Raw genomic sequence first — 24,346 nt, forward strand, 5'->3', positions numbered from 1 at the left:
CAGTGGAGACCAGAACCCCGCGGGAGCGGTACCGCGCCCAGGTGCAGGAGGAGATCAAGCGGCACGCCTGGACGCAGATCGGCGCCGCCGGGGCACCCGCGCTGTCCCTCAACGCCATCGCCAAGCAGATGGGCATGAGCGGACCGGCCCTCTACCGGTACTTCGCCAACCGGGACGAACTGATCGGCGAGCTGGTCAAGGACGCCTACCGCAGCCTGGCCGACGCCTTCCGGGAGGCCGCCGGGGCCGGCGCCGACCTCGCGGGCCTCGCCCGGACCCTGCGCGGCTGGGCCCTGGCCGACCCCCAGCGGTACTTCCTGGTCTACGGCACCCCCGTGCCCGGCTACCACGCCCCCGAGGAGACCACCAGGATCGCCTCCGAGATCATGGCGGTCCTGCTCGACGCCTGCGCCGCCGGACAGGCGCCCGGCACGCCGCCCTCACCGCTCGACCCACCCCTGACCGAGCACCTGACCGACCACCTGACCGAGCACCGGGCCTGGGCCGGGGAGCACCCGGCCGCGCCGTCGGCACTCCGCCGCGCCCTCGGCTTCTGGACCCGCCTGCACGGCGTGCTCTCCCTCGAACTCGCCGGCCACTTCACCGGCATGGGCTTCGACCCCGCCCTGCTCTACACCGCCGAAGCGGAGAGCCTCGGAGACCGGTGAGCGCCCCGGTCGCCTCGACACGTCGGCGACGGCCCCGGGGTCCGAGGGTCCTGTCGGTGGGGCTGGCTAGCATCCGCTCCATGAGAGCTGACGCGACGTTCACCGTGAAGTCCTTCACCCCCGCCGAGATCACCCCGGCCTTCGAGGTCACCACGGGAGCACCGGCCGGGGTCGCCACCATGGAGAAGCTCTTCGAGGGCGAGGCCGCCGGACGGTCCGCGACGCTCTTCACCTCCGCCTTCGACCACGGCACGGGCACCGGGACCTACGTGGCGCTGGAGTCGTTCGAGGGCACGCTGCACGACCGCGCGGGCACCTTCAACTTCGTCCACTCCGCCACCACCACCGGCAGCGACCGCCTCTCCCCGTTCTTCGTGATCGTCCCCGGCAGCGGCACCGGCGCGCTGGCCGGCATCACCGGCGCCGGCTCGCTGACCGTCGATCAGGACGGCACCCACCGCGTCGTCTTCGAGTACGAGCTCGGATGAGCACGACGCCCCACCGGGCGGTGCTGTTCGACGTGGACGGCGTGCTGCTGGACTCCACCGAGGCGCACCGCCGGGTCTGGGACGCCTGGTCGGGGCTGCGCGGGCTGGACCCGGCCCGGGTCTGGGCGCTGACCTTCGGCCGCCGGCCGGAGGACACCGTCCGGGACGCGGCCGGGCACCTCGACCCGGCGGCCGAACGGCTGGTGCTGGACCGGCTGTTGGCCGAGGAGGGCCACGCCGTCCCGGCCGTGGCGGGTGCCGCCCCGCTGCTGGCCGCACTGTCGGCCGGGAGCTGGGCGGTCGTCACCTCCGGCGACGCGGTCGCGGTCCGGCCCCGTTTCGCCGCCGCCGGGCTGCCGCTGCCCACCGTCCAGGTCTACGGCAGCGACGTCGAACGCGCCAAGCCCGACCCCGAGGGGTACCTGCTGGCCGCCGCCCGGCTGGGCCTCGCCCCGGGCGACTGCGTGGTGGTCGAGGACGCCCCGGCCGGGGTGGCCGCCGGGAAGGCGGCCGGCTGCCGGGTCATCGGGCTGACCAGCACGCACCGGGCCGAGGAGCTCGGGCAGGCGGATGTGCTCTGCGGCTCGCTGGCCGAGGTGCGGCGGCGGCTCGGCCTCTGACGGCTACTCCGGGACCACGGCGAACGCCTCGATCTCCAGCAGGAGTTCGGGGCGGATCAGCGCGGCCACCTGGACGGCGGAGGAGGCCGGGGCGTGCTCGGGGTCCAGGTGCTCGTCCCAGGCCGTGCGGACGGCAGCCAGGTGGGCGATGTCGGTGACGAAGACGGTGAGCTTCACCAGATCGGCGAAGCCCGCCCCGGCGGCGGCCAGGCAGCGGCCGATGTTGGCGAAGACCTGCCGGGCCTGGGCCAGCGCGTCGCCCTCGCCCACCAGCCGGCCCTGCTCGTCCAACGGGACCTGGCCGGCCACGTACACCTGGCGACCGGTGGCGCTGACCACGTGGCTGTAGCGAGGGCTGGGGAAGACACCGGCCGGGGCGGTGGTGCGGAAGGTCACGGGGTTCCTCTCGGACGCACGGGGCGGGGCTAACGGGGCTGGCGGTACCCGCCACCCATCCTGCCCTGACCCCCCGTCAGCCCTGCCACCGGGCCAGGGAGTCCTTCACCGACGCGAGCACCGGGGAGCAGGCCGGCAGGATGGCGGCGGCCAGCGCGGCCAGCGGACGGAGCAGGGCGAGGGCGGCCTCCCGGCCCTCGGTGCTACCGACCGCCTGGGCGTGGGTGTTGCGCAGGTGGAGGGTGAGCAGATCGGCCGGGCCGAGCACGGTGGCGGCGTCGGCCGCCACGGCGGCCAGCCGGGCGGTGGCCTGCGGCTGGTGCCACGGCTGGTGGCGGTGCCGGACGGCGAGCTGGCGTGCGGCGAAGTCGGCCCGGGCCCGCAGACCGGCCACCGTGAGACCGGTGCCGTGGGCCGGATTGCGGGCCAGCGCGAGGTGACCGCTGCCGTCCACGGCGCGCTGCACCGGCATCGGCCCGAGATCCGGGTCGAGGCCCGGGTCCGAGGCGAGATCCAAGGCGAGGCCCGGGTCCGAGGCAAGATCCAGGTCGAGGCCCGAGTCCGAGGCGAGGCCTGGGCCCGAGACGAGGTCCAGATCGGGGAGCGGCCTCAGGGCCGCTTCCGGCGCAGGCACGGCGGCTCGGTCCGGAGCCGCGACCGGGGCGTGGGCCGGGCCCAGGGCCGGACTCCGGCTCTGGCCGGCGGCACGGGTCCCGCTCGGGAGCGGGGCCGCTGTCGAGGACTCCACGGGCACCGCGCCCCCAGCCGGGACGGGGACGGGGGGACGGGCCCGGCGGGGCGGGCGGGCCAGGGCGATGGTCAGGTGGTGGTGGATCAGGTCCAGCGGCAGGACGGCGGGCCCGTCCGGCACGCCCTCGCGCAGCAGCCGCAGCAGTTCCTCGGCGAACCGGGTCAGCCCCGGCTGCTCGCCGAGCAGCGGCTCGCCGTCCCGGTCCACGGCGGTCAGCAGGTGCAGGTCGGCGGCGGCCGGCTCGTCCAGGGCGAGCCCGGCGGAGCGGCAGTCCAGCACCGCGACCCGGTGCGCGGCGGTCCGGCCGAGGGCGGCCAGCGCCGCACCGGCGGGGAGCGCGGTGCCCGCCAGCCGCTCGGGATCGTCCCGGGTGCCGGGCAGCGCCAGCTGCAGGCGGCCGTTCGCGTCGGTCACCCCGTGCCCGGTGTAGTGCAGCAGCAGGGCGGACCGGGCCCGGCCGGCCACCTCGGCGATCCGCTCCAGCACCTCGTCCGCACTTCGCGGATCGACCAGCCGCACCACCCGCTCCGGGGCGAAGCAGCCGTCCGGCCCGGCCAGGTGATCGGCGGTCAGCTCCATCGAGGCCACCGCCTCCGGCAGGTCCGGCAGGTCGTCGTAGCGGCCGACCGCCACCAGCACCGCCCAGGAGTCCGCCCGGTCCGGGCTCAGGGTCCAGGAGGTCATCGTGGGGCACTCCGTCAGTCCGTCGGGTCGGTCAGTCCGCCGCCGTGCCGCGCTGATCCTCTGACGCTCCGTCAGGTCGTCCGCGCGGCGCCCATGGTGGCACAGCGGCAGGTGCTTGTCAGGAGTGCGGGACGGACCCGGGCCGGGAACGGGACCGGCTGATGACACCGGCCCCAGGCGACCGGGACCACGGGCCGCCCAGCATGGAGACCGGCGCCGCACCGAACGCCCGCCGAACCGAACGCCCCGAGGTCCGAAGGAGGACAGGCATGCTGGCGAACCGGACCACCCCGACCACCGGGTACTCCGACGAGCTGATCGTCGCCGCACCCGGCGGAGCCGCCGACGTGTACGCGATGCACGGCGGCAGGAACGTGGCGCGCTGGAAGTGCCTGGCCCGCCGACGCGGCCTGTCCGGCACCTGGGAGGCGATCGAGATCTCCACCCTGCCACCCGCCACCGAGTGCGGCGTGCACCACCACAGCCGGACCGAGGAGCTCTACTTCGTGGTCTCCGGCGAGGGCGAGCTGCTGCTGGACGGCGTGCTGCACACCGTCGGCCCCGGCACCCTGATCACCAATCCGGTCGGCACCCGGCACCGGCTGAACAACCCGGGCTCCACCGACCTGGACTGGATCGTCATCGAAGTCATCAGCCCACCGGTCGCCGCCACGCTCACCGGCGATCCGGTCCACCTCGGAAGGCAGCTCATGCGCACCGCCGGCATCATCGACCTCGCGGCGGACGGCTCCGCCGATCTCACCACGCTGCTCAGCGGCCCGCTCCGGGAGGCCCGGCTGGTCACCCTGGGGCCGGGCTGCTCGGAGGAGTTCCGCTCCGACGACCGGGAGCACACCCTGTACGTGCTGGCCGGCACCGGCCGGGCCCTGGCCGGCACCACGGAAGTGGAGCTGGCTCCCGGCACCGCCGTGACGTTGCCGCTGGGCAGCGCCGTGACGCTGCGGGCCGACGGGCATCTGCTGCGCTTCTTCACGGCCAGCCTCGCGGTGCCCGACGCCCGGGACGGCACCGGGGGTGCGGCATGATCATCTCGCGACCGGGGAACGCACCCCGGACCCTGCGGGGCGACACCGTCCGGAGCACCGGGCGCTCGCTGGCCCGGCGCGGCTTCTTCCACAGCGAGACGGAAGCGGTCGACCACCTCGACCTGGCCCCCGGCAGCCGGATCGACACCCGGGGCCGGGAGGGCACCGAGGAGATCTGGTTCGTGGTCGGCGGCGGCGGACGGCTCGTCAGCCCCGACGGCTCCACCCTCCCGCTGCGCCGCCACACCCTGGCGGTCTGCCCCCTCGACGCCGGCGCCACCCTGCACGCCGGGCCCGACGGCCTCTCCGTCCTGCTCATCGCGGTGGTCCCGCCGAGCCTCACCGGGGCGATGCCGATCCGCTACCCCGCCGGCGGCTGAGCCGGGCAGGGCAGAGCAGACAGGGCAGGCCAGGGCAGCAACGAGGCAGTGGCACAGGGGCGCGAGGAACTGCGCGGCCGGCCCCTTCCGCCCGTGGGATCGCGGCACGTGCAACCGACCCACGTCGGAGCGGTCGACGGCCGGGCACCTCCCGCTCCGCGCAGTGCCTCGCGCCCCCGGGTCACTGCCCTTCCGCAGGCCTGCCCCCGGCCCACCCTCGCGCACCGGTACGCCGGCCCCGCCGCCTGCCTGACCTGGCGTCAGGTCACCGCAGGACCCGGGCCGAGAGGTAGTTGCGGCGGCCGAAGCGCGGCTCGTCGACCGCCGTCAACTCCTCGACCTGGAACCGGTAGAGGGCCGCCGCCCCGCCCCCGCTCAGGTACTGTCCCCGGAGCTCCGGATCCTGGGCGAAGGACGGGTAGCGGCCCTGGTAGGCGGCGAGGGCGGCCTCGGCCTGGCGGCCCCACGCCTCGCCGGCCCGGCCGGTGAACTGGATGCCGCGCAGTTGCTCGCCGAAGACCGGCGGCGGCAGGAAGACGGTGGCGGCGGCCCGGGCCTCCTCGGTCAGGTGGAGGCTGTGCCGGGTGGAGCGCTCGCTGACGAAGTAGAGCACCAGGTCCTCGTCGTAGGCGAAGAACGCGAGGTTGGCGTGCGGGCCGCGCTCGGGCCCGGCGGTGGCCAGGGTGAGCACCATGCTCTCCGCCAGCAGCCCCTCGACCCCCTTGGCGAACTCCGCCGCCGGCCAGTCCCCCTGGGTCATCTCCAACCGGTACGTCACGGGTCTCCCCCTCCGCCGCGCTGCACGTGGACCGAACCGGCTCCGGGCGTTCGCCGGGACCGGGTCACATGCTCTCCCCCGGGCCGCAGGCACACAAGGGGCCCGGGAGGGCGCTCCGGGGACGGGGGCGTGCGCCCCCGCACCCCGCGCCGGACCCGGGCCCGCGCACCTCTCCGCCCGGTCTCCCGGTTCCCCTGCGGACACCGGGCCCGGCGCCTCTCCCGGCACCTCTCGGTGCCGATCCCGATGCCGATCCCGATGCCGGGCCGGACACCGGGCCGGACGCCGGACGCGACACCGGCACCACCGCTCGACAAGGGCCGAAGAATTGACCAACCCCTCCGGCGTCCCGGCTCCCGGCCTTAACCTGTCTCCGGTACGCGCTGTGGACCCGACGGGGGAGGCACCGGTTGCAGGAGAGTCGTCGAGCGGTCCCGCAGCCCCGGCGAGCCCCCGAACTGCTGGACCTGTCCCGGCAGTACGACCGGGTCATGGCCTCCGCCCCCGCCTCCGTGCACGAGGTGCCGGAGACCGTCCCCAGACCGGAGATCGGCGACTCCTGGGACCGGCTGCGCCGCCTCGGCCTGGACCCCGACCGGGGCCGCGAGGCCCGCCGGATCGGGCCCGCCGAGCTGGAGCACCGCCGCCGGGAGACCCACCTGTCGGAGATCCTCCCGGTGCTCCGGGCCACCCTGCTGCTGCCCACCAGCACCACCCCGCTGATCCTGGCCATCGCCGACGGCGACGGCCACGTGCTCTGGCACGAGGGCGAGCGCCCGCTGCTGCGCACCGCTGACTCGATCGGCTTCGAGACCGGCGCCCGCTGGGTCGAGGACGAGGTGGGCACCAACGGGATCGGCCTGGCCCTGCGGGTCCGCCGCCCGGTCCAGGTGCACTCCGCCGAGCACTACCTGCGCAGCCACCACGGCTGGACCTGCGTGGCGGCCCCGGTGCACGACCCGCGCACCGGCCGGCTGCTGGGCGCCGTCAACCTCAGTGGGCCGGCCCGGTCGATGGCCCCGTACCTGCTCCAGCTGGCCGCCACCGGGGCCCGGCTGGCCGAGGCCGAGTTGAGGGCCCGTCAGCTGGAGGCGCTGCACCGGCTGCGCACCGTGGCCGCCCCGCTGCTGGCCCGGGTGGACCAGCCGGCCCTGGTGGTGGACAACGAGGGCTGGACGGCCGCCGCCGTGGACCTTCCCCCGGTGCCCCGGCTGCGGCTGCCCGCCGAGGGGCTCGGGTCGGCGCCCCGGGTCTGGCTGCCCACCCTGGGCGAGTGCGCGGTGGAGCCGCTGGCCGGCGGGTGGCTGATCCGCCCGTCCGGCAGCCCGGGGCCGGACGGTCCCGGGGAGGGTTCGCTGATCACCCTGGACCTGCGCCGGGCGGCCCGGCCCGAGCTCACCGTGGCGGGCGCGGTCGGCCGCTGGTCGCACGGGCTCAGCCCGCGCCATGCCGAACTGCTGCTGCTGCTCGCCGTGCACCGGGAGGGGCTCAGCGCGGCCCGGCTCTCCGAGGCGCTGTTCGGCGATCCGGCCCGGACCGTCACGGTGCGCGCCGAGGTCTCCCGGCTCCGCCGCCACCTGGGCGGCCTGCTGGACCACCGGCCGTACCGGCTGACCCCGTCGGCCGAGGTCTCGGTGCTCCGGCCGTCCGACCCGTACGACCTGCTGCCGACCTCCTCCGCACCGGGCGTGCGGGAGCTCCGCTCCGGACTGCTGCGCGGCACGCTCCGGCTGCCGGGCGAGGGGCGCTCGTCGGCCGGGCTGGCTCAGAACCCGTCGAGCAGCGCGGCGAGTTGGCTGTCCGTCGGCCCGGCGAGCGCCTCCGCCTCGGCGGACACCGAGGCGTAGGTCCGCTCCAGCCAGGCCTGTACCCGGGGCTTGGGCGCCTCCAACAGCGCCTGCCCGTGCGGCGATTCGAGGGCCAGGTGCAGGGTGGCGCCGTGACAGGGGCAGTACGCGGGCCACAGCTTGACGTCGCCCTGTCCGCTCAGCCCGTTCAGGCCGTCCCGAAGCAGCTCCCGGGAGAACACCCAGTCCGCCTCGTCGGAGCGGCCGAGGTGGAAGGTGAGCAGCACCTCGTACGGTCGTTCCGGGTCGTACCGGAACCGGGTGCGCACCTCGCCCACCGAGTCCTCGTCGAGCGCGATCCGCAGCGTCAGGACCTCCTCCACCGGCCCCGGCACGACGTCGGGTCCGACCGCCTCGTCGCCCGTGGGGGTGGCGGCGAACGGCGGGTTCGAGGCGGCTGACAGCGGGTCGAGCGGCATGACGATCTCTCCGAGGCGGCTGGGGTTCCGCTCAGCCTGCGGCAGCGCCGCTGCCCTTGCAACCGTTGCAAAGAGGTTGCAACCACGTGGCCGCCCGGCCGACGGAGCAGCGCGGCACGGGCCCGATCCGCCACTGTCGGAACGGGTCTGGCGGTCCGTCAGGTCCGCACTGGTAGTCTCAGCACACTCTGCCCGCACCCGGATCACGGTCCGGCCGTACCGCAGCGGCAGCACGGTCGGTCACACGGTGAACTCGGACGGTCGGGAAGGGGGCGGGCCGGTGCTCCGCGAGAAGGACGGGGCGGCGACCGCCACCCGGTACGACGGCCCGGCGCGGCAGGGCCGGCACGGTCGGCCGAAGCCGGTCGGCGGGCGGTTCCGGCTGCCGGGCTTCCGGTTCTCCGGCGCGGCGATGGCGATGTCCACCGTGGTCGGCATCAGCGTGGCCACCACCTGGCTGGTCAGCGAGCAGCAGAGCGTCGGCCGCCTGCCCGGCGTGACCAACGTCGGTGCCAGCCCGCCGGTGCCCAGTCCCGACACCGAGCCGGAGGCCGAGGTCCCGGCCGACACCGGGAGCACCGACCGGCCGCAGCCCGGTCCGTCCGCCGTGGTGCCCGGCCCCCGGGCGCTCGGCACGCCCGCCGCCGACCCGCTGACGGCCCGCCCGGTGGGCCTCGGCCAGTCCCGGCCCCGGACGACCCCGTCGGCCTCCCGCACCACCGCTCCGTCCGCCCCGGCCACCCGCCCGGCACCCGTGAACGTCCCCTCCGCCGCGGCGCCGTCGGCCACGTTCGGCGGCACGGCCGGCCCGAGCCCGGTCGGCGTGGCCCCGGCCGCCTCCGGCACCCCGGCGCCGTCGCTCACCCCGGCACCGTCGGCCTCGCCGTCGCCGTCGCCCGGCGGGACCAAGCCCGGTACGCCCGGGCCGAGCGGGCCTCCGCCGTTGGCGCCCGGCACCAGCCCGCCGGCGGCCGAGCCACTGGCCGGGGTGGCCGAGCGGGGTCCGCTCGGGTCGGCCGGCACCCGGCACACCCTGGAGCTGACGGTCCGTGAGGAGCTCACCGCGCTCCAGGTCGAGTTCCAGCTGGCCCGGCCGGAGGCGCTGCCCGGCACCCTGCCGTGGAGCACGCTGCCCGGAGCGGTGGTGACGGTGGTCCAGGCGCGCGGCACGGTGATCTACCGCTTCACGCTGCCGCCCGGCCTGGACGTCGCCCCCGGCCGCTACCTGTTCGCCGTGCACGGGATGGAGCCCTCGCCCTCGGCGAGCCCGACGGCCGGCCGCCCCGCCGAGGAGACCTGGTCCGCCTCCGCGTTCAGCGTCCGGCACTCCGAGGCCACCACCGCCCGGGGCACCTTCCGCTGACGGAGCGCGGTCGGCGTACCGACGGCCGGGGCCCGGAGCGGATGATCCGCTCCGGGCCCCGGTCGCCGGCCGTCAGCCGATCCTGCGTCAGCCCCGGATGCGGGCCGCCCGCGCCAGGTCGTCCAACTGGTCGGCCAGCGTCCGGCGCAGGCCGAGCGCCAGCCCGTCCCCGGCCAGCACCGACTCGGCCAGCGCGACCGTGGACGGGGTGGACCAGCCCATCGGGAAGAGCGCCGAGCCGAGCGCCCGGGAGACGATGTCGCCCCGTTCGCCGGCCGCCGGGATCTCCGCGAAGTACCGCTCCACGTAGGGCAGTTGCAGCTCCTCGCCACCGGACTGCCAGAAGCCCTGGGCGGTCGCGGTGAGCAGCGCGTTCGACAGCCCGGAGTCCTCGGCGAACAGCAGCGCCCAGGCGGCCTCCTTGGCCTCCGCCCCGGGCAGCGCGGCCCGGGCCCGGGCCGCCCCCTCGGAGGCGGTCGCGCTCGGCTCGGCGGCCAGCTCGGCCGCGATCCGCTCCTCGCCGATCACGCCCAGCGCGGCCAGCCGCACCACGGCGGCCCAGCGCAGCTCGGCGCTCAGCTCGGTGCCGGCCGCACTGCCCGCCGCCAGCCACTCCAGCAGCTCGGCCGCCGCCGCCTCGCCGGTCGCGTTGTCGACGGCCGCGCGCAGCGCGGCCAGCCGCAGGCCCTGACCGGTGTCCTGACGGGCCAGCAGCTCCTGCGCCGCACCGGCCAGCCGGGCCTGGGCGGCGGACCGCCCGGCCGGCGGGAGGTAGGCGAGCAGCTTGGTGCGGGCGAAGGTGAAGACCGCCTCCACGATGGTGTCCACCGTCTCGGCGGGCAGGTGCGCGGCGACCAGGTCGAGGTAGGCGTCGGGCGCCAGCTCGCCGTCCCGGACCAGGTCCCGGGCGTGCTCCCAGAGCACCGCCCTGGTCAGCTCGTCCTCGAACAGCGAGAGCTTCTCGGCGACGGTCCGCCAGGAGTCCTCGTCCAGCCGGATCTTGGCCCAGGAGAGGTCACCGTGGTTGGGCAGCAGCAGCGCGGGGCGGGCCGCCCCGGCCAGCTGCGGCAGCGCGGCCGGGGTCCCGGGCTCCAGCTCGACGCCGAAGGACTCCCGGAGCACCGGGCGGCCGTCCGCGTCCAGGTCGAAGACCCCGAGGCCGACCAGGTGCGGGCGGCTGCCGTCCGGCACCAGCTCGGCCGAGGCGATGGTGTCGCCCTCGTACGCGACCGACAGACGCAGGGTGTCCACGCCGGAGGTGCGCAGCCAGCGCTCGGCCCAGCCGCGCACGTCCCGGCCGCTGGTGGCGGCCAGCGCGTCCAGGAACTCGGCGAGTTCGGCGTTGCCGAAGCGGTGCCGGGCGAAGTGCTCGTTGATGCCGGCGAAGAACGCCTCGTCGCCGAGCCAGGCGACCAGCTGGCGCAGCGCGGCGGCGCCCTTGGCGTAGGAGATGCCGTCGAAGTTGCCCATCGCCTCGGCGACGCTCTCCAGGCCATCGGCGGCGATCGGGTGGGTGGTGGAGCGCTGGTCGGCGTCGTAGCCCCAGCCCTTGCGCTTGATCGCGAAGCCGCTCCAGGCACTGCGGAAGCGGGTCACCTCGTCGGTCACCCGGAAGCCCAGGTACTCGGCGAAGGACTCGTTCAGCCAGATGTCGTCCCACCAGCGCAGGGTGACCAGGTCACCGAACCACATGTGGGCCATCTCGTGCGCCACCACCATGGCGCGGAAGGTCCGCTCGGCCTCGGTGGGGGCGGAGTGGAAGAGCATCTGCTCGGCGAAGACCACGCAGCCCGGATTCTCCATCGCGCCCCAGTTGAACTCGGGGACGAAGGCCTGGTCGTAGCCGCCGAACGGGTAGCGCTCGTCGAACAGCTCGTGCAGCCGGTCGAAGGACTGCCGGGTGACCTCGAACAGCTCCTCGGCCTCGCGGTCCAGGTCGGCCGCGAGGGAGCGGCGGCCGTGCAGGCCGAGCGGGATGCCGTCGTGCTCGGAGTGCACCGAGTGCAGCGGGCCGGCCACCACGGTGAACAGGTAAGTGGAGATCGGCTTGGTCGGCTCGAACTCCCAGCGGCCCTCGGCCACCTGCTTGCCGGTGCCGTTGCCCAGCACCGTCCAGTCGGCGGGCGCGGTGGCGGCCAGCGTGATGCCGCCCTTGAGGTCGGGCTGGTCGAAGCAGGGGAAGACCAGCGGGGCGAGGTCCGGGCCGCAGGTGGCGTAGAGGTAGACCGCGCCGTCGGCCGGGTCGACGTAGCGGTGCAGGCCCTCGCCGGTGCTGGAGTAGCGCTGCTCGGTCTCCAGCACCAGTTCGTTCTCGGCCAGCAGGCCCGCCAGCGGCAGCCGGTGGTCGGCCAGCGCGGCCGGGTCCAGCTCGGTGCCGTTGAGCACCACGCGGTGCAGGGTCTCCGGCCGCAGGTCCAGGAAGGTCGCGGCGCCGGGCTCGGCGCAGGCGAAGCGGATGGTGGTGGTGCAGCCGAAGAGCGTCTCACCACGGGTCAGGTCGAGGTCGAGGGTGTAGCCGTGGACCGCGAGCAGACGGGCACGGGTGCGTGCCTCGGAACGTTGTAGAGCTGGCATGTCCTGCATGCTTTCCCAGCGATCGGCACCGGACAAGCGGCTTTCCGCGCCGACTCGTGGATTCAGCTGAGAGCTTGGCTACGCTGGGCCTTCGCAGTAGCCGGAGTTGAGTGTGCATCAGGGATGCGCGTGGAGAAGGAGCAGCCAGTGACGACGGTCCTGACCCAGGGCGGCAACGCGCCGCTCGCCTCGGCCCGGGTGACGGTCGAGGTGACGGCCCCCAAGGCGCTGGACGTCTCGGGGCTGCTGCTCACCGAGGCCGGCAAGGTCCGCTCCGACGCGGACTTCGTCTTCTTCAACGCCCCGAACGGCCCCGGTGTGACGCACCGTCCGGCCTCCGGCGGCACCCCCGACGCGATCACCGTGGACACCGGGGCCCTGCCCGCCGGGATCGAGAAGGTGGTGGTCACGGCCAGCCTGGACGACGCGGGCGCCACCTTCGCCGGCACCGAGCCCACCGCGACCATCCGGGACGCCGACACCGGCGCCGTGCTGATCACCTTCACCCCGCCCCGGCTGACCAGGGAGACCGCCCTGGTGGTGGTCGAGGTCTACCGGCGCGGCGGCGCCTGGAAGGTCCGCGCGGTCGGCCAGGGCTACGCCGACGGGCTGGCCGGCATCGCCACCGACTTCGGCGTCTCGGTGGACGACTCCCCCGCCCCGCCGCCGGCCGCAGCCCCGCAGTCCGCCGGCTTCGCCGCCCCGGCCCCGCCCCGGCCGGTCACCCCGCCCGCCGTCCCGGCCTCGCTCACCAAGGTCACCCTGGACAAGGGCCGGGTCAGCCTCACCAAGGGCGGCTCGGTCTCGCTGGAGAAGAACGGCAAGCCCTTCCTCTCCGCCGTGAAGATGGGCCTCGGCTGGGAGCCCGCCGGACGCGGGCGCAACATCGACCTGGACGCCTCCTGCATCGCCTTCGACGCCCAGCGGAACAAGGTCGAGACGGCCTGGTTCATGAAGCTCTCGATCTTCAACGGCGCCATCGCCCACTCCGGCGACAACCTGACCGGCGAGGGGGCCGGCGACGACGAGGCCATCACCGTGCACCTGGACGGCCTGCCCTCCGAGGTCTGCGGCCTGGTCTTCGTGGTCAACTCCTTCTCCGGCCAGAAGTTCACCGACGTCAAGAACGCCTACTGCCGCCTGCTGGACGCCGGCTCCGGCCAGGAGCTGGTCCGCTTCGACCTCACCACGTCGGAGCCGAGCACCGGCGTGGTGATGTGCAAGCTGGTCCGCCAGTACTCCGGCGAGTGGGTGATGACCGCGATCGGCGAGTACGTCAACGCCAAGACGGCGCGGGCGATGGTGAAGCCGGCCGGAGCCATGCTCTGACCGGGCTGCGCTGTTGCCCTGACGGGGAATCGGACATTTCGACTTGAGCGAAACCACTCGATCGTAGGGACTCGAACCGCTCTCCTTCCGGTGGCCACGCGGCACCTCATAGCGTGGCCACCACCCACTGGAAGGGGGCATCATGAGTGCCATGGCACAAGAGCATCCGGTGCAGGCCGGGCCCTCCGAGGCGGACATCCTCCTCGCGGGCTTCCTGGACCTGGCCACCCCCGAGGGCTTCCGAGCTGAGCTCATCGAGGGAGAGATCGTCGTGACTCCACCCGCAGACGGCGACCACGAGGACTACATCGGCCTGCTGATCGACCAGGTCGGGCAGCACGCGACCGTGCGCATGCAGGTCTCGGGCAACAAGGGCCTACGGCTCTCGAGCGGTGGTCGGTGCCCCAAGGACCACGCCATCCCCGACGCCACCTTCGCGCCGCTGGAGCGGCGGCTGTTCCGGGGCGCCCCGCCGTGGATGGACCCGGGCGGGGTGGCGATGGTCGCGGAGGTCACCTCGACGAAGGCGATGCAGGACCGGATCGCCAAGCGGCACTGCTACGCCCGGGCGAAGATCCCGCTGTACCTGCTGGTCGACCGCGAGGAGTCGCGGGTCAGCATCTTCGCCAAGCCCGAAGGAGACGAGTACACCGAGGTGCGACTCGCCTCCTTCGGGAAACCGCTCGCCCTGCCCGAGCCGTTCGGCTTCGAGCTGGACACCGGCCTGTTCCTCTGAGCGTGACGTCCCGTCAGCCCCGGGTCGCCATCGCGCGGAGGAAGAAGGTGAGGTTGGCCGGGCGCTCCGCGAGGCGGCGCATGAAATAGCCGTACCACTCCTCGCCGTACGGCAGGTACACCCGCATGGTGTTGCCGCCCTGGGCCAGCCGCAGCTGCTCCTCCGGGCGGATGCCGAAGAGCATCTGGTACTCGAAGCTGTCCCGCTTGCGCCCGTTCCACTCGGCCAGCTGGCCGGCGATCTTGATCATGTTCGGGTCGTGCGAGGCGACCATCGGGTAACCCTCGCCCGCCATCAGGACCTTGAGGGCCCGGACGTAGGCCAGGTCGACCTCGTGCTTGCCCTGGAAGGCGACCGACTCGGGCTCCTTGTAGGCGCCCTTGCAGATCCGGACCCGGGAGCCGGCCGAGGAGAGGTCGCGGCAGTCGGCCTCGGTGCGGCGCAGGTACGCCTGGAGGACGACGCCCAGCCACGGGAAGTCGGCGCGCAGCTCGCGGGCGATGGCCAGGGTGGAGTCGGTGGTGGTGTGGTCCTCCATGTCGAGGGTCACCGTGGTGCCGGCCGCGGCGGCGGCCTCGCAGATCCGGCGGGCGTTCTCCAGGGCGATCTTCTCGCCGTCCACCGGGAGGAACTGGCCGACGGCGGAGAGCTTGACGGAGACCTCGGCGTCGGCCGCCAGGCCGGTCTCCTTGAGGGCGGCGAGCAGGTGCTCGTACGCCTCGGCGGTACCGGCGGCCTGGTCCGCGTCCTTGGTGTCCTCGCCCAGGTGGTCCAGGGTGACCTTGCGGCCGGTGGCGATCAGCTCGTCGGTGGCGGTGACGGCCTGGTCGAGGCGCTCGCCGGCGACGAAGCGCTCGACTATCGCGTGGGTGGGCGGGAACTTCTCGACCACGGTGCGCACCTGCGGGGAGCGGGAGGCGGCGAGGAGGGCGGAACGGAGCATCGTGAACTCCTGGAGACGGTTCAGCAGGTGGGGAGGGGTGAGGGCGGCGGCGTGGGGTTCCGCCGCCGCCCTCAGGGGGGAGTGACGATCGGTCAGCCCATGTGGGGGTAGCGGTAGTCGGTCGGCGGGACGAAGGTCTCCTTGACCGACCGGGTCGAGGTCCAGCGCATCAGGTTCTGCTTGGCGCCGGCCTTGTCGTTGGTGCCGGAGGCCCGGCCGCCGCCGAACGGCTGCTGGCCGACCACGGCGCCGGTGGGCTTGTCGTTGATGTAGAAGTTGCCCGCCGCCTGACGGAGCTTCAGCATCGCGTGCTGGACGGCCTCGCGGTCCTGGGCGATGACCGCGCCGGTCAGGGCGTAGGCGGAGACCGACTCCATCTGGGTCAGCATCTCGTCGTACTTCTCGTCCTCGTAGACGTGCACGGCGAGGATCGGGCCGAAGTACTCGTCCCGGAAGTACTCGGACTCCGGGTCCTGGCAGACCAGCACGGTCGGGCGGACGAAGTAGCCGACCGAGTCGTCGTAGGTGCCACCGGCCAGCACCTCGACCGAGGGGTCGGCCTGGGCGCGGTCGATCGCGGCCTTGTTCTTGGCGAACGAGCGGGAGTCGATGACGGCCGACATGAAGTTCGACAGGTCGGTGACGTCGCCCATGGTCAGGCCGTCGACCTCCTCGCGGAACTCGTCCTTGAGCTCGGCCCAGATCGAGGCCGGGACGTAGGCGCGGGAGAGCGCCGAACACTTCTGGCCCTGGTACTCGAAGGCGCCGCGGGTCATCGCGGTCTTCAGCACGGCCTTGTCGGCCGACGGGTGGGCGACCAGGAAGTCCTTGCCGCCGGTCTCGCCGACGATCCGCGGGTAGGTGCGGTAGTTGGCGATGTTGGTGCCGACCTCGCGCCACAGGTGCTGGAAGGTCGCGGTGGAGCCGGTGAAGTGGATGCCGGCCAGATCGCGGTGGTGCAGCGCGACCTCGGAGACCGCCAGGCCGTCGCCGGTCACCATGTTGATGACGCCCTTGGGCAGGCCGGCCGCCTCCAGCAGCTGCATCAGCAGGTGCGCGGCGAACTGCTGGGTGGGGGACGGCTTCCAGATCACCACGTTGCCCATCAGGGCCGGGGCGGTCGGGAGGTTGAGCGCGATGGCGGTGAAGTTGAAGGGGGTGATCGCGTAGACGAAGCCCTCCAGCGCGCGGTGGTCGCTGCGGTTCCAGACGCCGTCCGAGGAGATCGGCTGCTCGGCGATGATCTGGCGGGCGAAGTGCACGTTGAAGCGCAGGAAGTCGACCAGCTCGCAGGGGGTGTCGATCTCGGCCTGCTGCGCGGTCTTGGACTGGCCGAGCATGGTGGCGGCGGCCAGCGTCTCGCGCCAGGGGCCGGCCAGCAGGTCGGCGGCCTTGAGGAAGATCGCGGCGCGCGAGTCGAAGGAGAGCGCCTGCCAGGCCGGGGCCGCGGCCAGCGCGGTGTCGATCGCCTCGCGGGCGTCGTCCTGGGTGGCGTTGCGCAGGGTGCCGAGGCGGGCCGCGTGGTTGTGCGGCTGGACGACGTGGATCTCCTCGCCGCCGCCCATCCGGCGCTCGCCGTTGATGGTCATGGTGAGCTGGATCGGCTCCTGGCCGCCCAGCTCCTTCAGCTTCGCCTCCAGGCGGGCCCGCTCGGGGCTGCCGGGGGCGTAGCTGTGGACCGGCTCGTTCACCGGCGCGGGGACCTGGGTCACAGCATCCATGGCGCGCGATCTCCTTCTCGTCATGGGGGAAGGCCGGACTGCGGGGGTCACACGCCGGCCATGAAGAAACGCTAAGCCGCCCGGGCCACCGCTTTGCTTGGCGGGGCGGCCAAAGTCGGCCCCTCACCCTTGTACGGGTGAACGAAGCCGCCCGACCGGGCTAACCGGAGCCCGGACGGGATCGTGCCGACGGCCCGTCAGGCCACGGCGGGACTGACGGGCCGTCACGGTCGCGAGGTCAGCGCCAGAGCAGGGCAATCACGCCGAGCACCAGGAAGATCAGGCCGTGCACGGTGAGCACGGTGCGCAGCACGTAGGTGGTGTCCACCTTCTCGGCGGTCCCGGTCTCGGTCTCCGCCACGGTCTCGGTGAGCACCGCTCCCCCGGTACCCCCGCCGGCCCCGGCCACCGGGGCGGTGGCGGCGGACGGGCCGGGGGCGTTCTCGGCCAGCTGGGCGGCCAGCACCACCCGGGCGACGGCGCCGCCGGAGGCCAGCGCGGCGCTGACGTTCTGCACCGCGACCAGCTGGGCCGGGGAGTAGTCCAGCAGCTGGGCGGTGGCCGCCTGGCTGGAGGCGAACATCGCGTTGGCCCCCGTGTTGGAGCCGGCCAGGAAGCCGCCGACCGCGCCGATCCAGGGAGCCAGCAGCAGGTAGCCGGAGCCCAGCGCGGCCCCGGCGTCGGCCAGGGCCCGGCTCATCCCGCTGGCCGCCAGCAGGGTGCCGAGCGCCAGGAAGACCACGGTGGTCAGGGTCACCTGCCACCAGCGGCCGAAGGTGGCCGAGGAGGCCGACGGCAGGACCGCGCGGTCGGCCGCGAGCAGGTTCGGGGTGAGCGCGGCGGTCAGCAGCAGCCAGCCGGCCGGGCCGGCCAGCACCGCCCACCAGCCCTCCTCGATCCCGGCCAGGCCGAGCGCGACCCGGCTCAGCAGCAGGCCGCCGACCAGGAAGGCGTACGGCACCAGGGCCCGGCCGAGCGGGGCCCGCTCGCCGGGGGCCGCCGCGCCGCCGAGCACCCGGGAGACCAGCAGCAGCACCACGATCACGGTGATGCCACCGAGCACCCCGGCCAGCGGCATGCCGATGTAGTAGTCCACCGCCCAGACGGTGAGCCAGAGGGTGCCGGCCGCCAGTGCCAGTTCACCGGCGGCGGCGAGCGCCCGGCGCGGGCCGAAGGAGACCACCAGCGCGGCGGCGCCGGCGATCAGGAAGACCGGGGCGGAGAGCAGGGCGGAGTTGATGCCCAGCTCCTGGAAGTCGACCCCGCCGAGCTCGGCGGCGACCAGGCTGCCCGGGGCCAGCGAGCCCCAGGGCACGGTGACCAGGCCGAGCAGGCCGACCACGGCGGCCCTCGGCGCGCTCAGCCCGAGCTGGCGCAGCAGCGGGATCGCCACCACCACGCCGATGCCGAAGCCGGTCAGCGACTCGGCGAAGGGGGTGACGCCCAGCTGCACCAGCAGCACCGCCCGGGCGGCGGTGCCGGAGGAGCCGCCGATCCAGTCGCCGAGCCGCTTCTGGGTGCCGGTGCGGCTCATCAGCTCGCTCAGCAGGATGCCGCCGAACAGGATCGCGGCCAGCTCCACGATGGTGGGCAGCATGTGCAGCTCGGCCCGGAGCAGCTCGCCCACCGGGTGGCGGAAGGAGGTGAGGGTGACCAGCACCGCCGTGGCGAGTGCGGCCAGCGCGGCGTACAGGGCTCGCACCCGGGCCGCCAGCAGCCCTAAGGTGACCAGGATCGGCAGGGTCGCCAGCGCGGCGTTCATCGCGGTCCTCCAGGGACGGGTTCGGCGTGGTGGCGCTCGGCGGTCACGGCCACCCCGGGCCGAGAATAGGAACGGCAACGCGCCGCCGGGGCGGGATGTCCCGCAAACCCGGGTAGTCCGGCCGCGACTAGGTCAGGTCGGCGCGGGGTGACGGGCCGTCAGGCCCGGTGGACCTTACATCCACGAGGACGAGGACGGGAGCGAATATGGCCGCCGCCGGGCTGCCGCTGCGTCAGCTGCTGATGTCGCTGGGCGAACCGCTGGTCGAGCTCCAGGCGGCCCCGGCCGGTCTGGACGTGCCGGTGCGGGACGTGGCGATCCTCGACCCGGAGGACCCGGCCACCGCCTCGGCCGGTGAGCTGGTGCTGGCGATCGGCGCCCGGGGCCGGGCCGCGCTGCCCGCGCTGCGGGCCGCCGGGCGGGCCGGGGCGGCGGCGGTGGCCGTGAAGCTGGACGGGCCGGGCCAGGCGGACGCGCTGCGCGAGGCGGCCACCGAGGCCGGGGTGGCGCTGCTCAGCGTGCGGCGGGAGACCCGCTGGGAGCACCTGGACTCGCTGGCCCGCGCGATCATCGCCGGGCCGGACGCGCCGGAGACCCCGGAGCACAACACCGGGGACCTGTTCTCGCTGGCCCAGACGGTGGCGGTGCTGACCAACGGCATCGTCTCGATCGAGGACACCTCCAGCCGGGTGCTGGCCTACTCGCGCTCCTCGGACAGCGACGAGGTGGACGACCTGCGACGGCTCTCCATCCTGGGCTGGCAGGGCCCCGAGCCGTACCTCTCCAAGCTCCGCGAGTGGGGCATCTTCCAGCACCTGCGCTCCTCCGACACGGTGATCGGCATCGACCCGCACCCGGAGCTCGGCATCCGGCGCCGGCTGGCCATCGGCATCCGGGCCGGGGCCCAGCCGCTGGGCACCATCTGGGTGCAGGAGGGCGCGCAGCCACTGGCCCCGCTGGCGGACCAGGCGCTGGTCGGCGCGGCCCGGGTGGCGGCGGCCCAACTGGTGCGCCGCAGGCGGGAGTTGTCCGCCGACGTCCGGCTCACCCGGACCCTGCTGACCGGCCTGCTGGAGGGCTCCACCGGCCCGCAGACGCTGGCCACCCACCTCGGCCTGGACCTGCGGCGGCCGGCCACCGTGCTGGCGTACGCGGCCGGTTCGCCCTCCGAGGGCTCCGATCTGGAGCTCACCCGGGCCGAGGTGACCGGCCTGATCTCGGTGCACACCGCCGCCCGGCACCGCTCGGCCCTGCTCGCCCCGATCGACTCCCGGGTCTACGTGCTGCTGCCCGAGCTCCCGGCCGGGCTGCCGATGTCCACCGTCCGGGCCTGGGCCCAGGAAGTGGTGGAGGCGGCCCGCGAGCACCTCGGCGTCCCGCTGCGGGCGGCGGTCGGCGCCACCGTGGACGGGCTGGCGGCGGTGCCCGAGTCCCGGGCCCAGGCGGACCGCATCCTGGACGCGATGGGCCGGGGCGGGGTGCAGCTGGAGGTGGCCGCGCTGATCGACGTGCAGGCCGAGGTGCTGGTCAGCGAGGTGCTGGCGCTGCTCCAGGAGCGCGGCGGCCTGCGCGATCCCCGGCTGACCGCGCTGAGCGCGTACGACCGCCGGCACGGCACCCGGCTGGCCGAGTCGGTGCTGGCCTGGCTGGACGCGCTGGGCGAGGTCCGGGTGGCCGCCGACGCGCTGCACATCCACCCCAACACCCTGCGGTACCGGGTGCGCCGGGCCGAGCAGTTGACCGGGATCGACCTGGCTCAGCCGCAGCAGCGGCTGCTGGCGATGCTGCAACTGCGGCTGCCCGCCGACGAGGTCTGACACCTCGTCGGCGGGCAGCCGGATGAGCGCGGGGCGCGGATCAGTCGTTGTAGCCGTGGCCACCGCGGTGGCGCAGGCGCCACCACGGGCCGGTGATGGCGACCAGGATGCCGGGCACCTGGATGTTGGCGTACAGGGTCTCGCCGTCCTCGGAGAAGTTGACCCCGGTGAACTCGCTGAACTCCGGCTCCTCGGCGGTGCCGATGTTCAGGTCGTTGCGGGCGATCGGGTAGGTCTTGCCGTCCTCGGTGGTGCCGAAGAGGTGCGAGACGCCCTCGCCGTCCTCGGCGATCACCAGGCCGCCGTACGGCGAGACGGTGATGTTGTCCGGGCCGTCGTAGTTGCCGTGGTCACCCGCGACGTCGGTGTTGACGCCCAGCAGCAGCTTGAGGGTGATGGTGCGGCGCTTCGGGTCGTAGAACCAGACCTGGCCGTCGTGCGCGGCGCCCGGGCTCTCGGTGCGGGCGTAGCTGGAGACGAAGTAGAAGCCGCTGTCGCCCCACCACATGCCCTCCAGCTTGCGGGCCCGGGTGACCTCGCCGGCCGCGAACTGCTTGCGGACCGAGACGGTCTTGGCGTCGCGGTCCTGGACCTTGACCCAGTCCACGCCGTAGACGGTGCCGACCTTGGTGGCGCGGGACAGGTCGTCGACGAAGCCGCCCTTGGAGTCGAAGACCTTGAAGGCCTCCAGCACACCGGCGTCGGCGGCCAGCGTGCGCAGCTTGCCCTTGCCGTGCTTGAAGCCGGCCGGCGGGGTCCAGCGGAACAGCAGGCCGTTCGGGTTGGAGGCGTCCTCGGTCAGGTAGAGGTGGCCGCGCTTCTGGTCCACCACCACCGCCTCGTGGGCGTACCGGCCCAGCGCCTTGATCGGCTGCGGGTTGCGGTTGGCCTTGTCGTCGTACGGGTCGACCTCGAAGACGTAGCCGTGATCCTTGGTGAAGCCGTTCTTGCCGGCCTTGTCCTCGGTCTCCTCGCCGGACAGCCAGGTGCCCCACGGGGTCGCGCCACCGGCGCAGTTGGTCGCGGTGCCGGCGATGCCGACCCACTCGCGGACCTGCTTGCCGCCGTTCTTCACCTCGACCACGGTGCAGCCGCCGGCCGCGCCCGGGTCGTAGACGTGACCCTCCGTCAGCGGCACCGGGTGCGGCCAGCTCGAACGGGCGCCGGCCAGCTCGTGGTTGACCACCAGCAGGGTCGCGCCGTGCTTGCCCTCGAAGGAGGCGGTGCCGTCGTGGTTGCTCGGGGTGAACTCACCGGTGACCAGCTTGGTCTCGCCGGTGCGGGTGATCACGCGGTACTTGAAGCCGCGCGGGAGCGCCAGCACGCCCTTCGGGTCGGCGATCAGCTCGCCGTAGCCGACGGCCCGGCGGGCCGCCGCGGCGGTCTCGGCCTCGGCGACGCCCTCGCCGCCGACCGGGGCCGCGATGGCTCCCGGGGCGGTGGCCAGCACCTCGGCGCTGCCGGCGATGAGGACACCGGCACCGATGGCGGTCGAACGGTTGACGAAGTCCCGGCGGGACAGCGACATGTTCACTCCTGAGCGTGTGGGAGGGCGTAACGCCCAGCAGACTCGGCCGCCCGCGTGAACCCGAGGTGAACCCGACACCTCGTCAGGGTGGTGATTTGCCAACCGTATTCGAACAAATGGAACGGCCTTTACCCGTTCGGCGGGCGCCCGCTCACCGTCCGACCCGCTCGATCCGCCACTGCTCCCAGGCCGTCAGCCACGCCTCCTCGGCGGCCGGCACCGTCCCCTGGACCCGTGGAGCGCCGCCCAACCAGAGCCGCTCCCAAGCCCGTTGGGCCGGCAGGCTGGGCACCTCACTGGCGAACACGGTGTACCGGACCACCTCCTCGACGGCGGCCTCACCCTCCGGGGTGCCGACCGCCCAGCCGGTGTTCTGGGCCAGCCTGGTCAGGTGGTTGACCATCGCGGTGACGGCCTCCCCGGCCTCCTCCCTGGTCTCCGAGGCCAGCCGCATCTGCTGCCGGACGGCCGCCTCCCAGCGCACCGCACCCGCCTCGCCGCGCAGCCGCCGGGGCAGCCGGGGTGCGGTCCGGGCCCGGGCCTGGGCGGCCAGCGCCACCGCCTCCTGCACCGCGTGCTCGATCAGCTCCCGGTGCGCCTCCAGCCCGGCCACCGGCGGGAGTTCGCGCTCCTCCAGCACCCCCTGGTACTCCTGCCGCCGGGCCAGCCGGCGCAGCAGGTCGGTCCGGCCCAGCACGTAGCGCTCGAAGTCCTCGATCCGGCGCAGCTCCACCCCGCCCGGCGGCACCCCACGGCCCGTCACCTGGACGGTCACCCCGTCCACCCGCAGGCGGCCGGCCCAGACCGGCGGGGCCGGCGGCTCGCTCTCCGGGCGGCGGTCCTCGTGGATCTGCAACGCCCTCGGCTCGCCCTCGACGGTGATCCACTCGCGCAGCGCGCGGACCGCGCCCGGCCCGTCGCCCTCGTCCACCTCCAACTGCTCGAAGACCCGGTCGCGCTCGTCCTCGACCACGTCCTCCAGCTCGGGCAGCGGGCGGTGCTCGGCACCGGGGCGGTAGGTGCGGACCGTGACGTACGGGCCCTCGGCCGAGGACCAGTCGCCGGAGCGCATCTCCACCCAGCCGAGCCGTCCGTTGCTGACCTCCCACTCGGCGAGCACGTCGCCGTCCTCGGCGGGCTCCCCCTCGGGGCCGGGCCGGTGCAGGCCGTGCGCCTGCTCCGAGCGGTCCACCCCGTAGACCGGGAAGTCGGCGTCCGCGAGCACCCGCCGGCTGTGCTCCTCGTGCTCGGCGTGGAAGTCCTCGGGCTCCTGGGGCCTGGTCGCGTCCTGCCTCTTCATCCTCTGCCGCACCCCCGGGTACTCGCCTCGCCGTCGGTCGCCCCGCACCTCGCCTCACGTGCGGCGAAGTCGGCGGAGCCCGCCCAACCTTACGGGCCCCGGGGCCGGTGGGCCATCAGCTTCCCCCGTACGGTTGGCAGCTCGCCGCTCCGGCCCCGTACGCCCGGATTTGTCAGTAGCCTTGCCTACGCTGGGCGGTATGACCGCAGCCACGCCGTTCCCCGCCCGGATCAGCATCGTCACGCTCGGGGTGAGCGACCTCGCCGCCTCCGCCGCCTTCTACCAGGCCCTCGGCTGGCAGCGCTCCGAGGCGTCGAACGACTCCATCGTCTGGTTCCGCACCGCCGACTCGGCGCTCGGCCTCTTCCCGAGCGAGGAGCTGGCCGCCGACGCCGGGGTCCCCGCCACCGGCGAGCCGTCCTTCCGGGGCGTCACCCTGGCGGTCAACCTGGAGTCCCGCGAGCAGGTGGACGCCGCCCTGGCACACGCGGTCGACGTCGCCGGGGCGACGGTGGTCAAGCCCCCGTCCGCCACCGAGTGGGGCGGGTACTCCGGCTACTTCGAGGACCCCGACGGCCACCTCTGGGAGCTGGCGCACAACCCCTTCTTCCCGTTCACCCCCACCGGACAGCTCGACCTGCCCTGACGGGTGCCAGACCGCCGCCCGGCGGGCAGGAGCCTCCCGACCGCACGTCACCACACGGGAGGACACCGGCACGTGGACGCCAACGACTACCACCTGGTCTCCTCCTGGCCCCTGCCCGCCGCCGCCCCGGCCCGGGTCTACGCGGCCCTGCGGGACGTCGGGCACTACCCCGACTGGTGGCCGCAGGTCCGCTCCGTCCGCCGGCTGGACGACCGCAGCGGCGAGCTGCTGATCCGCTCGGTGCTGCCTTACTCCCTGCTCCTGACGGCCCGTGAGCAGCTCCAGGACGAGGCGGCCGGCATCCTGGCCGCCGAGCTCGGCGGCGACCTGGTCGGCTGGTCCCGCTGGACCGTCCGCCCCAAGGGCACCGGCACCCGCGCGGTCTTCGAGGAGCGGGTCCGCCCCGCCAAGCCGCTGATGCGCCGGCTGGCCCCCGTCGCCCGTCCGCTCTTCCTGGCCAACCACGCCGCCATGATGCGCAGCGGCCTCCGCGGCCTGCGTGCCCACCTGGCGGCCTGACCCCCCGCGCGCGCCGGAGCTGCGCCCCACC

22 protein-coding genes are annotated in these 24,346 nt (G+C 74.3%); 12 read left to right on the forward strand and 10 right to left on the reverse strand.

From position 1 onward, the window contains the following. Positions 1–2: 2 nt before the first annotated feature. From ACIRBX_RS27730 to ACIRBX_RS27740, 3 genes are all read left to right on the forward strand, one after another. Complete coding sequence (locus ACIRBX_RS27730; protein WP_402300599.1) at positions 3–668, forward strand: TetR/AcrR family transcriptional regulator; 666 nt, start codon at positions 3–5, stop codon at positions 666–668. Between the two features lie 80 nt (positions 669–748). After that, a complete protein-coding gene (locus tag ACIRBX_RS27735; RefSeq protein WP_402300601.1) occupies positions 749–1,156 on the forward strand; it encodes a DUF3224 domain-containing protein in 408 nt (135 codons plus the stop codon). After that, positions 1,153–1,776 carry an HAD-IA family hydrolase gene (locus ACIRBX_RS27740; RefSeq protein WP_402300602.1) on the forward strand — a complete coding sequence of 208 codons (624 nt, stop codon included), beginning with the start codon at positions 1,153–1,155 and terminating at the stop codon, positions 1,774–1,776. The genes ACIRBX_RS27735 and ACIRBX_RS27740 overlap by 4 nt, the downstream gene beginning before the upstream one ends. A gap of 3 nt (positions 1,777–1,779) precedes the next feature. Here ACIRBX_RS27740 and ACIRBX_RS27745 read toward each other — a convergent pair whose 3' ends face one another. Both ACIRBX_RS27745 and ACIRBX_RS27750 read right to left on the reverse strand, forming a co-directional pair. Continuing rightward, complete coding sequence (locus ACIRBX_RS27745) at positions 1,780–2,172, reverse strand: RidA family protein (protein ID WP_402300604.1); 393 nt, start codon at positions 2,170–2,172, stop codon at positions 1,780–1,782. A gap of 76 nt (positions 2,173–2,248) precedes the next feature. Continuing rightward, positions 2,249–3,607, reverse strand: a complete 1,359-nt coding sequence (locus ACIRBX_RS27750) for a hypothetical protein (RefSeq protein WP_402300606.1) — start codon at positions 3,605–3,607, stop codon at positions 2,249–2,251. A 269-nt stretch (positions 3,608–3,876) separates the two neighbouring features. On the opposite strand from ACIRBX_RS27750, the gene ACIRBX_RS27755 reads away from it, so the two are divergent. Further along, a complete protein-coding gene (locus ACIRBX_RS27755) occupies positions 3,877–4,653 on the forward strand; it encodes a cupin domain-containing protein (RefSeq protein ID WP_402300608.1) in 777 nt (258 codons plus the stop codon). Continuing rightward, positions 4,650–5,033: a hypothetical protein gene (locus tag ACIRBX_RS27760; protein ID WP_402300610.1), complete on the forward strand. Its 384-nt coding sequence runs from the start codon at positions 4,650–4,652 to the stop codon at positions 5,031–5,033. The genes ACIRBX_RS27755 and ACIRBX_RS27760 overlap by 4 nt, the downstream gene beginning before the upstream one ends. Positions 5,034–5,298: 265 nt before the next feature. On the opposite strand, the gene ACIRBX_RS27765 is transcribed toward ACIRBX_RS27760, so the two are convergent. Further along, positions 5,299–5,811, reverse strand: coding sequence for a pyridoxamine 5'-phosphate oxidase family protein (locus tag ACIRBX_RS27765; RefSeq protein WP_402300612.1), 513 nt, complete (start codon positions 5,809–5,811; stop codon positions 5,299–5,301). A 410-nt stretch (positions 5,812–6,221) separates the two neighbouring features. Here ACIRBX_RS27765 and ACIRBX_RS27770 point away from each other — a divergent pair, with 410 nt between their 5' ends. Next, the gene (locus ACIRBX_RS27770; RefSeq protein WP_402300613.1) at positions 6,222–7,658 is read left to right on the forward strand and encodes a GAF domain-containing protein; all 1,437 of its coding nucleotides are present in this window, start codon (positions 6,222–6,224) and stop codon (positions 7,656–7,658) included. Here the strand turns inward: ACIRBX_RS27770 and ACIRBX_RS27775 are convergent. Then, entirely contained in the window at positions 7,577–8,077 is a 501-nt protein-coding gene (locus ACIRBX_RS27775) for an SsgA family sporulation/cell division regulator (RefSeq protein WP_402300615.1), read from the reverse strand. The two genes, ACIRBX_RS27770 and ACIRBX_RS27775, sit on opposite strands and share 82 nt — an antisense overlap. Before the next feature lie 280 nt (positions 8,078–8,357). Between ACIRBX_RS27775 and ACIRBX_RS27780 the strand changes: the two genes are divergently transcribed. Further along, complete coding sequence (locus ACIRBX_RS27780) at positions 8,358–9,440, forward strand: hypothetical protein (RefSeq protein ID WP_402300616.1); 1,083 nt, start codon at positions 8,358–8,360, stop codon at positions 9,438–9,440. A gap of 87 nt (positions 9,441–9,527) precedes the next feature. Here ACIRBX_RS27780 and pepN read toward each other — a convergent pair whose 3' ends face one another. After that, positions 9,528–12,014, reverse strand: a complete 2,487-nt coding sequence (pepN, locus tag ACIRBX_RS27785) for an aminopeptidase N (protein ID WP_402300617.1) — start codon at positions 12,012–12,014, stop codon at positions 9,528–9,530. Positions 12,015–12,173: 159 nt separating this feature from the next. Between pepN and ACIRBX_RS27790 the strand changes: the two genes are divergently transcribed. Both ACIRBX_RS27790 and ACIRBX_RS27795 read left to right on the forward strand, forming a co-directional pair. Further along, complete coding sequence (locus tag ACIRBX_RS27790) at positions 12,174–13,343, forward strand: TerD family protein (protein WP_402300801.1); 1,170 nt, start codon at positions 12,174–12,176, stop codon at positions 13,341–13,343. 142 nt (positions 13,344–13,485) lie between these two features. Further along, on the forward strand, positions 13,486–14,079 hold the full coding sequence (locus tag ACIRBX_RS27795; protein ID WP_402300619.1) for a Uma2 family endonuclease: 594 nt from the start codon (positions 13,486–13,488) through the stop codon (positions 14,077–14,079). Positions 14,080–14,092: 13 nt separating this feature from the next. Here the strand turns inward: ACIRBX_RS27795 and ACIRBX_RS27800 are convergent, their stop codons facing one another. The 3 genes from ACIRBX_RS27800 to ACIRBX_RS27810 all read right to left on the reverse strand — a co-directional run bounded on the left by ACIRBX_RS27800 (position 14,093) and on the right by ACIRBX_RS27810 (position 18,505). Beyond that, positions 14,093–15,022, reverse strand: coding sequence for a proline dehydrogenase family protein (locus ACIRBX_RS27800; protein ID WP_402300622.1), 930 nt, complete (start codon positions 15,020–15,022; stop codon positions 14,093–14,095). A 92-nt stretch (positions 15,023–15,114) separates the two neighbouring features. Beyond that, on the reverse strand, positions 15,115–16,743 hold the full coding sequence (gene pruA, locus ACIRBX_RS27805; protein WP_402300624.1) for an L-glutamate gamma-semialdehyde dehydrogenase: 1,629 nt from the start codon (positions 16,741–16,743) through the stop codon (positions 15,115–15,117). Between the two features lie 238 nt (positions 16,744–16,981). Then, the gene (locus ACIRBX_RS27810; protein ID WP_402300626.1) at positions 16,982–18,505 is read right to left on the reverse strand and encodes an L-lactate permease; all 1,524 of its coding nucleotides are present in this window, start codon (positions 18,503–18,505) and stop codon (positions 16,982–16,984) included. A 206-nt stretch (positions 18,506–18,711) separates the two neighbouring features. Here ACIRBX_RS27810 and ACIRBX_RS27815 point away from each other — a divergent pair, with 206 nt between their 5' ends. Then, positions 18,712–20,322, forward strand: coding sequence for a PucR family transcriptional regulator (locus ACIRBX_RS27815; protein WP_402300627.1), 1,611 nt, complete (start codon positions 18,712–18,714; stop codon positions 20,320–20,322). 40 nt (positions 20,323–20,362) lie between these two features. Here ACIRBX_RS27815 and ACIRBX_RS27820 read toward each other — a convergent pair whose 3' ends face one another. Continuing rightward, positions 20,363–21,850, reverse strand: coding sequence for an alkaline phosphatase PhoX (locus ACIRBX_RS27820; protein ID WP_402300629.1), 1,488 nt, complete (start codon positions 21,848–21,850; stop codon positions 20,363–20,365). A 151-nt stretch (positions 21,851–22,001) separates the two neighbouring features. Further along, positions 22,002–23,150 carry a hypothetical protein gene (locus ACIRBX_RS27825; RefSeq protein WP_402300631.1) on the reverse strand — a complete coding sequence of 383 codons (1,149 nt, stop codon included), beginning with the start codon at positions 23,148–23,150 and terminating at the stop codon, positions 22,002–22,004. 199 nt (positions 23,151–23,349) lie between these two features. On the opposite strand from ACIRBX_RS27825, the gene ACIRBX_RS27830 reads away from it, so the two are divergent. Together ACIRBX_RS27830 and ACIRBX_RS27835 are read left to right on the forward strand one after the other, a co-directional pair. Then, on the forward strand, positions 23,350–23,796 hold the full coding sequence (locus tag ACIRBX_RS27830; protein WP_402300633.1) for a VOC family protein: 447 nt from the start codon (positions 23,350–23,352) through the stop codon (positions 23,794–23,796). Between the two features lie 72 nt (positions 23,797–23,868). Then, complete coding sequence (locus tag ACIRBX_RS27835) at positions 23,869–24,315, forward strand: SRPBCC family protein (RefSeq protein ID WP_402300635.1); 447 nt, start codon at positions 23,869–23,871, stop codon at positions 24,313–24,315. The last annotated feature ends 31 nt before the right edge of the window (positions 24,316–24,346 follow it).

Source organism: Kitasatospora sp. NPDC096147 (genome assembly GCF_044763225.1).
In the GTDB taxonomy this organism is placed as follows: Bacteria; Actinomycetota; Actinomycetes; order Streptomycetales; family Streptomycetaceae; genus Kitasatospora.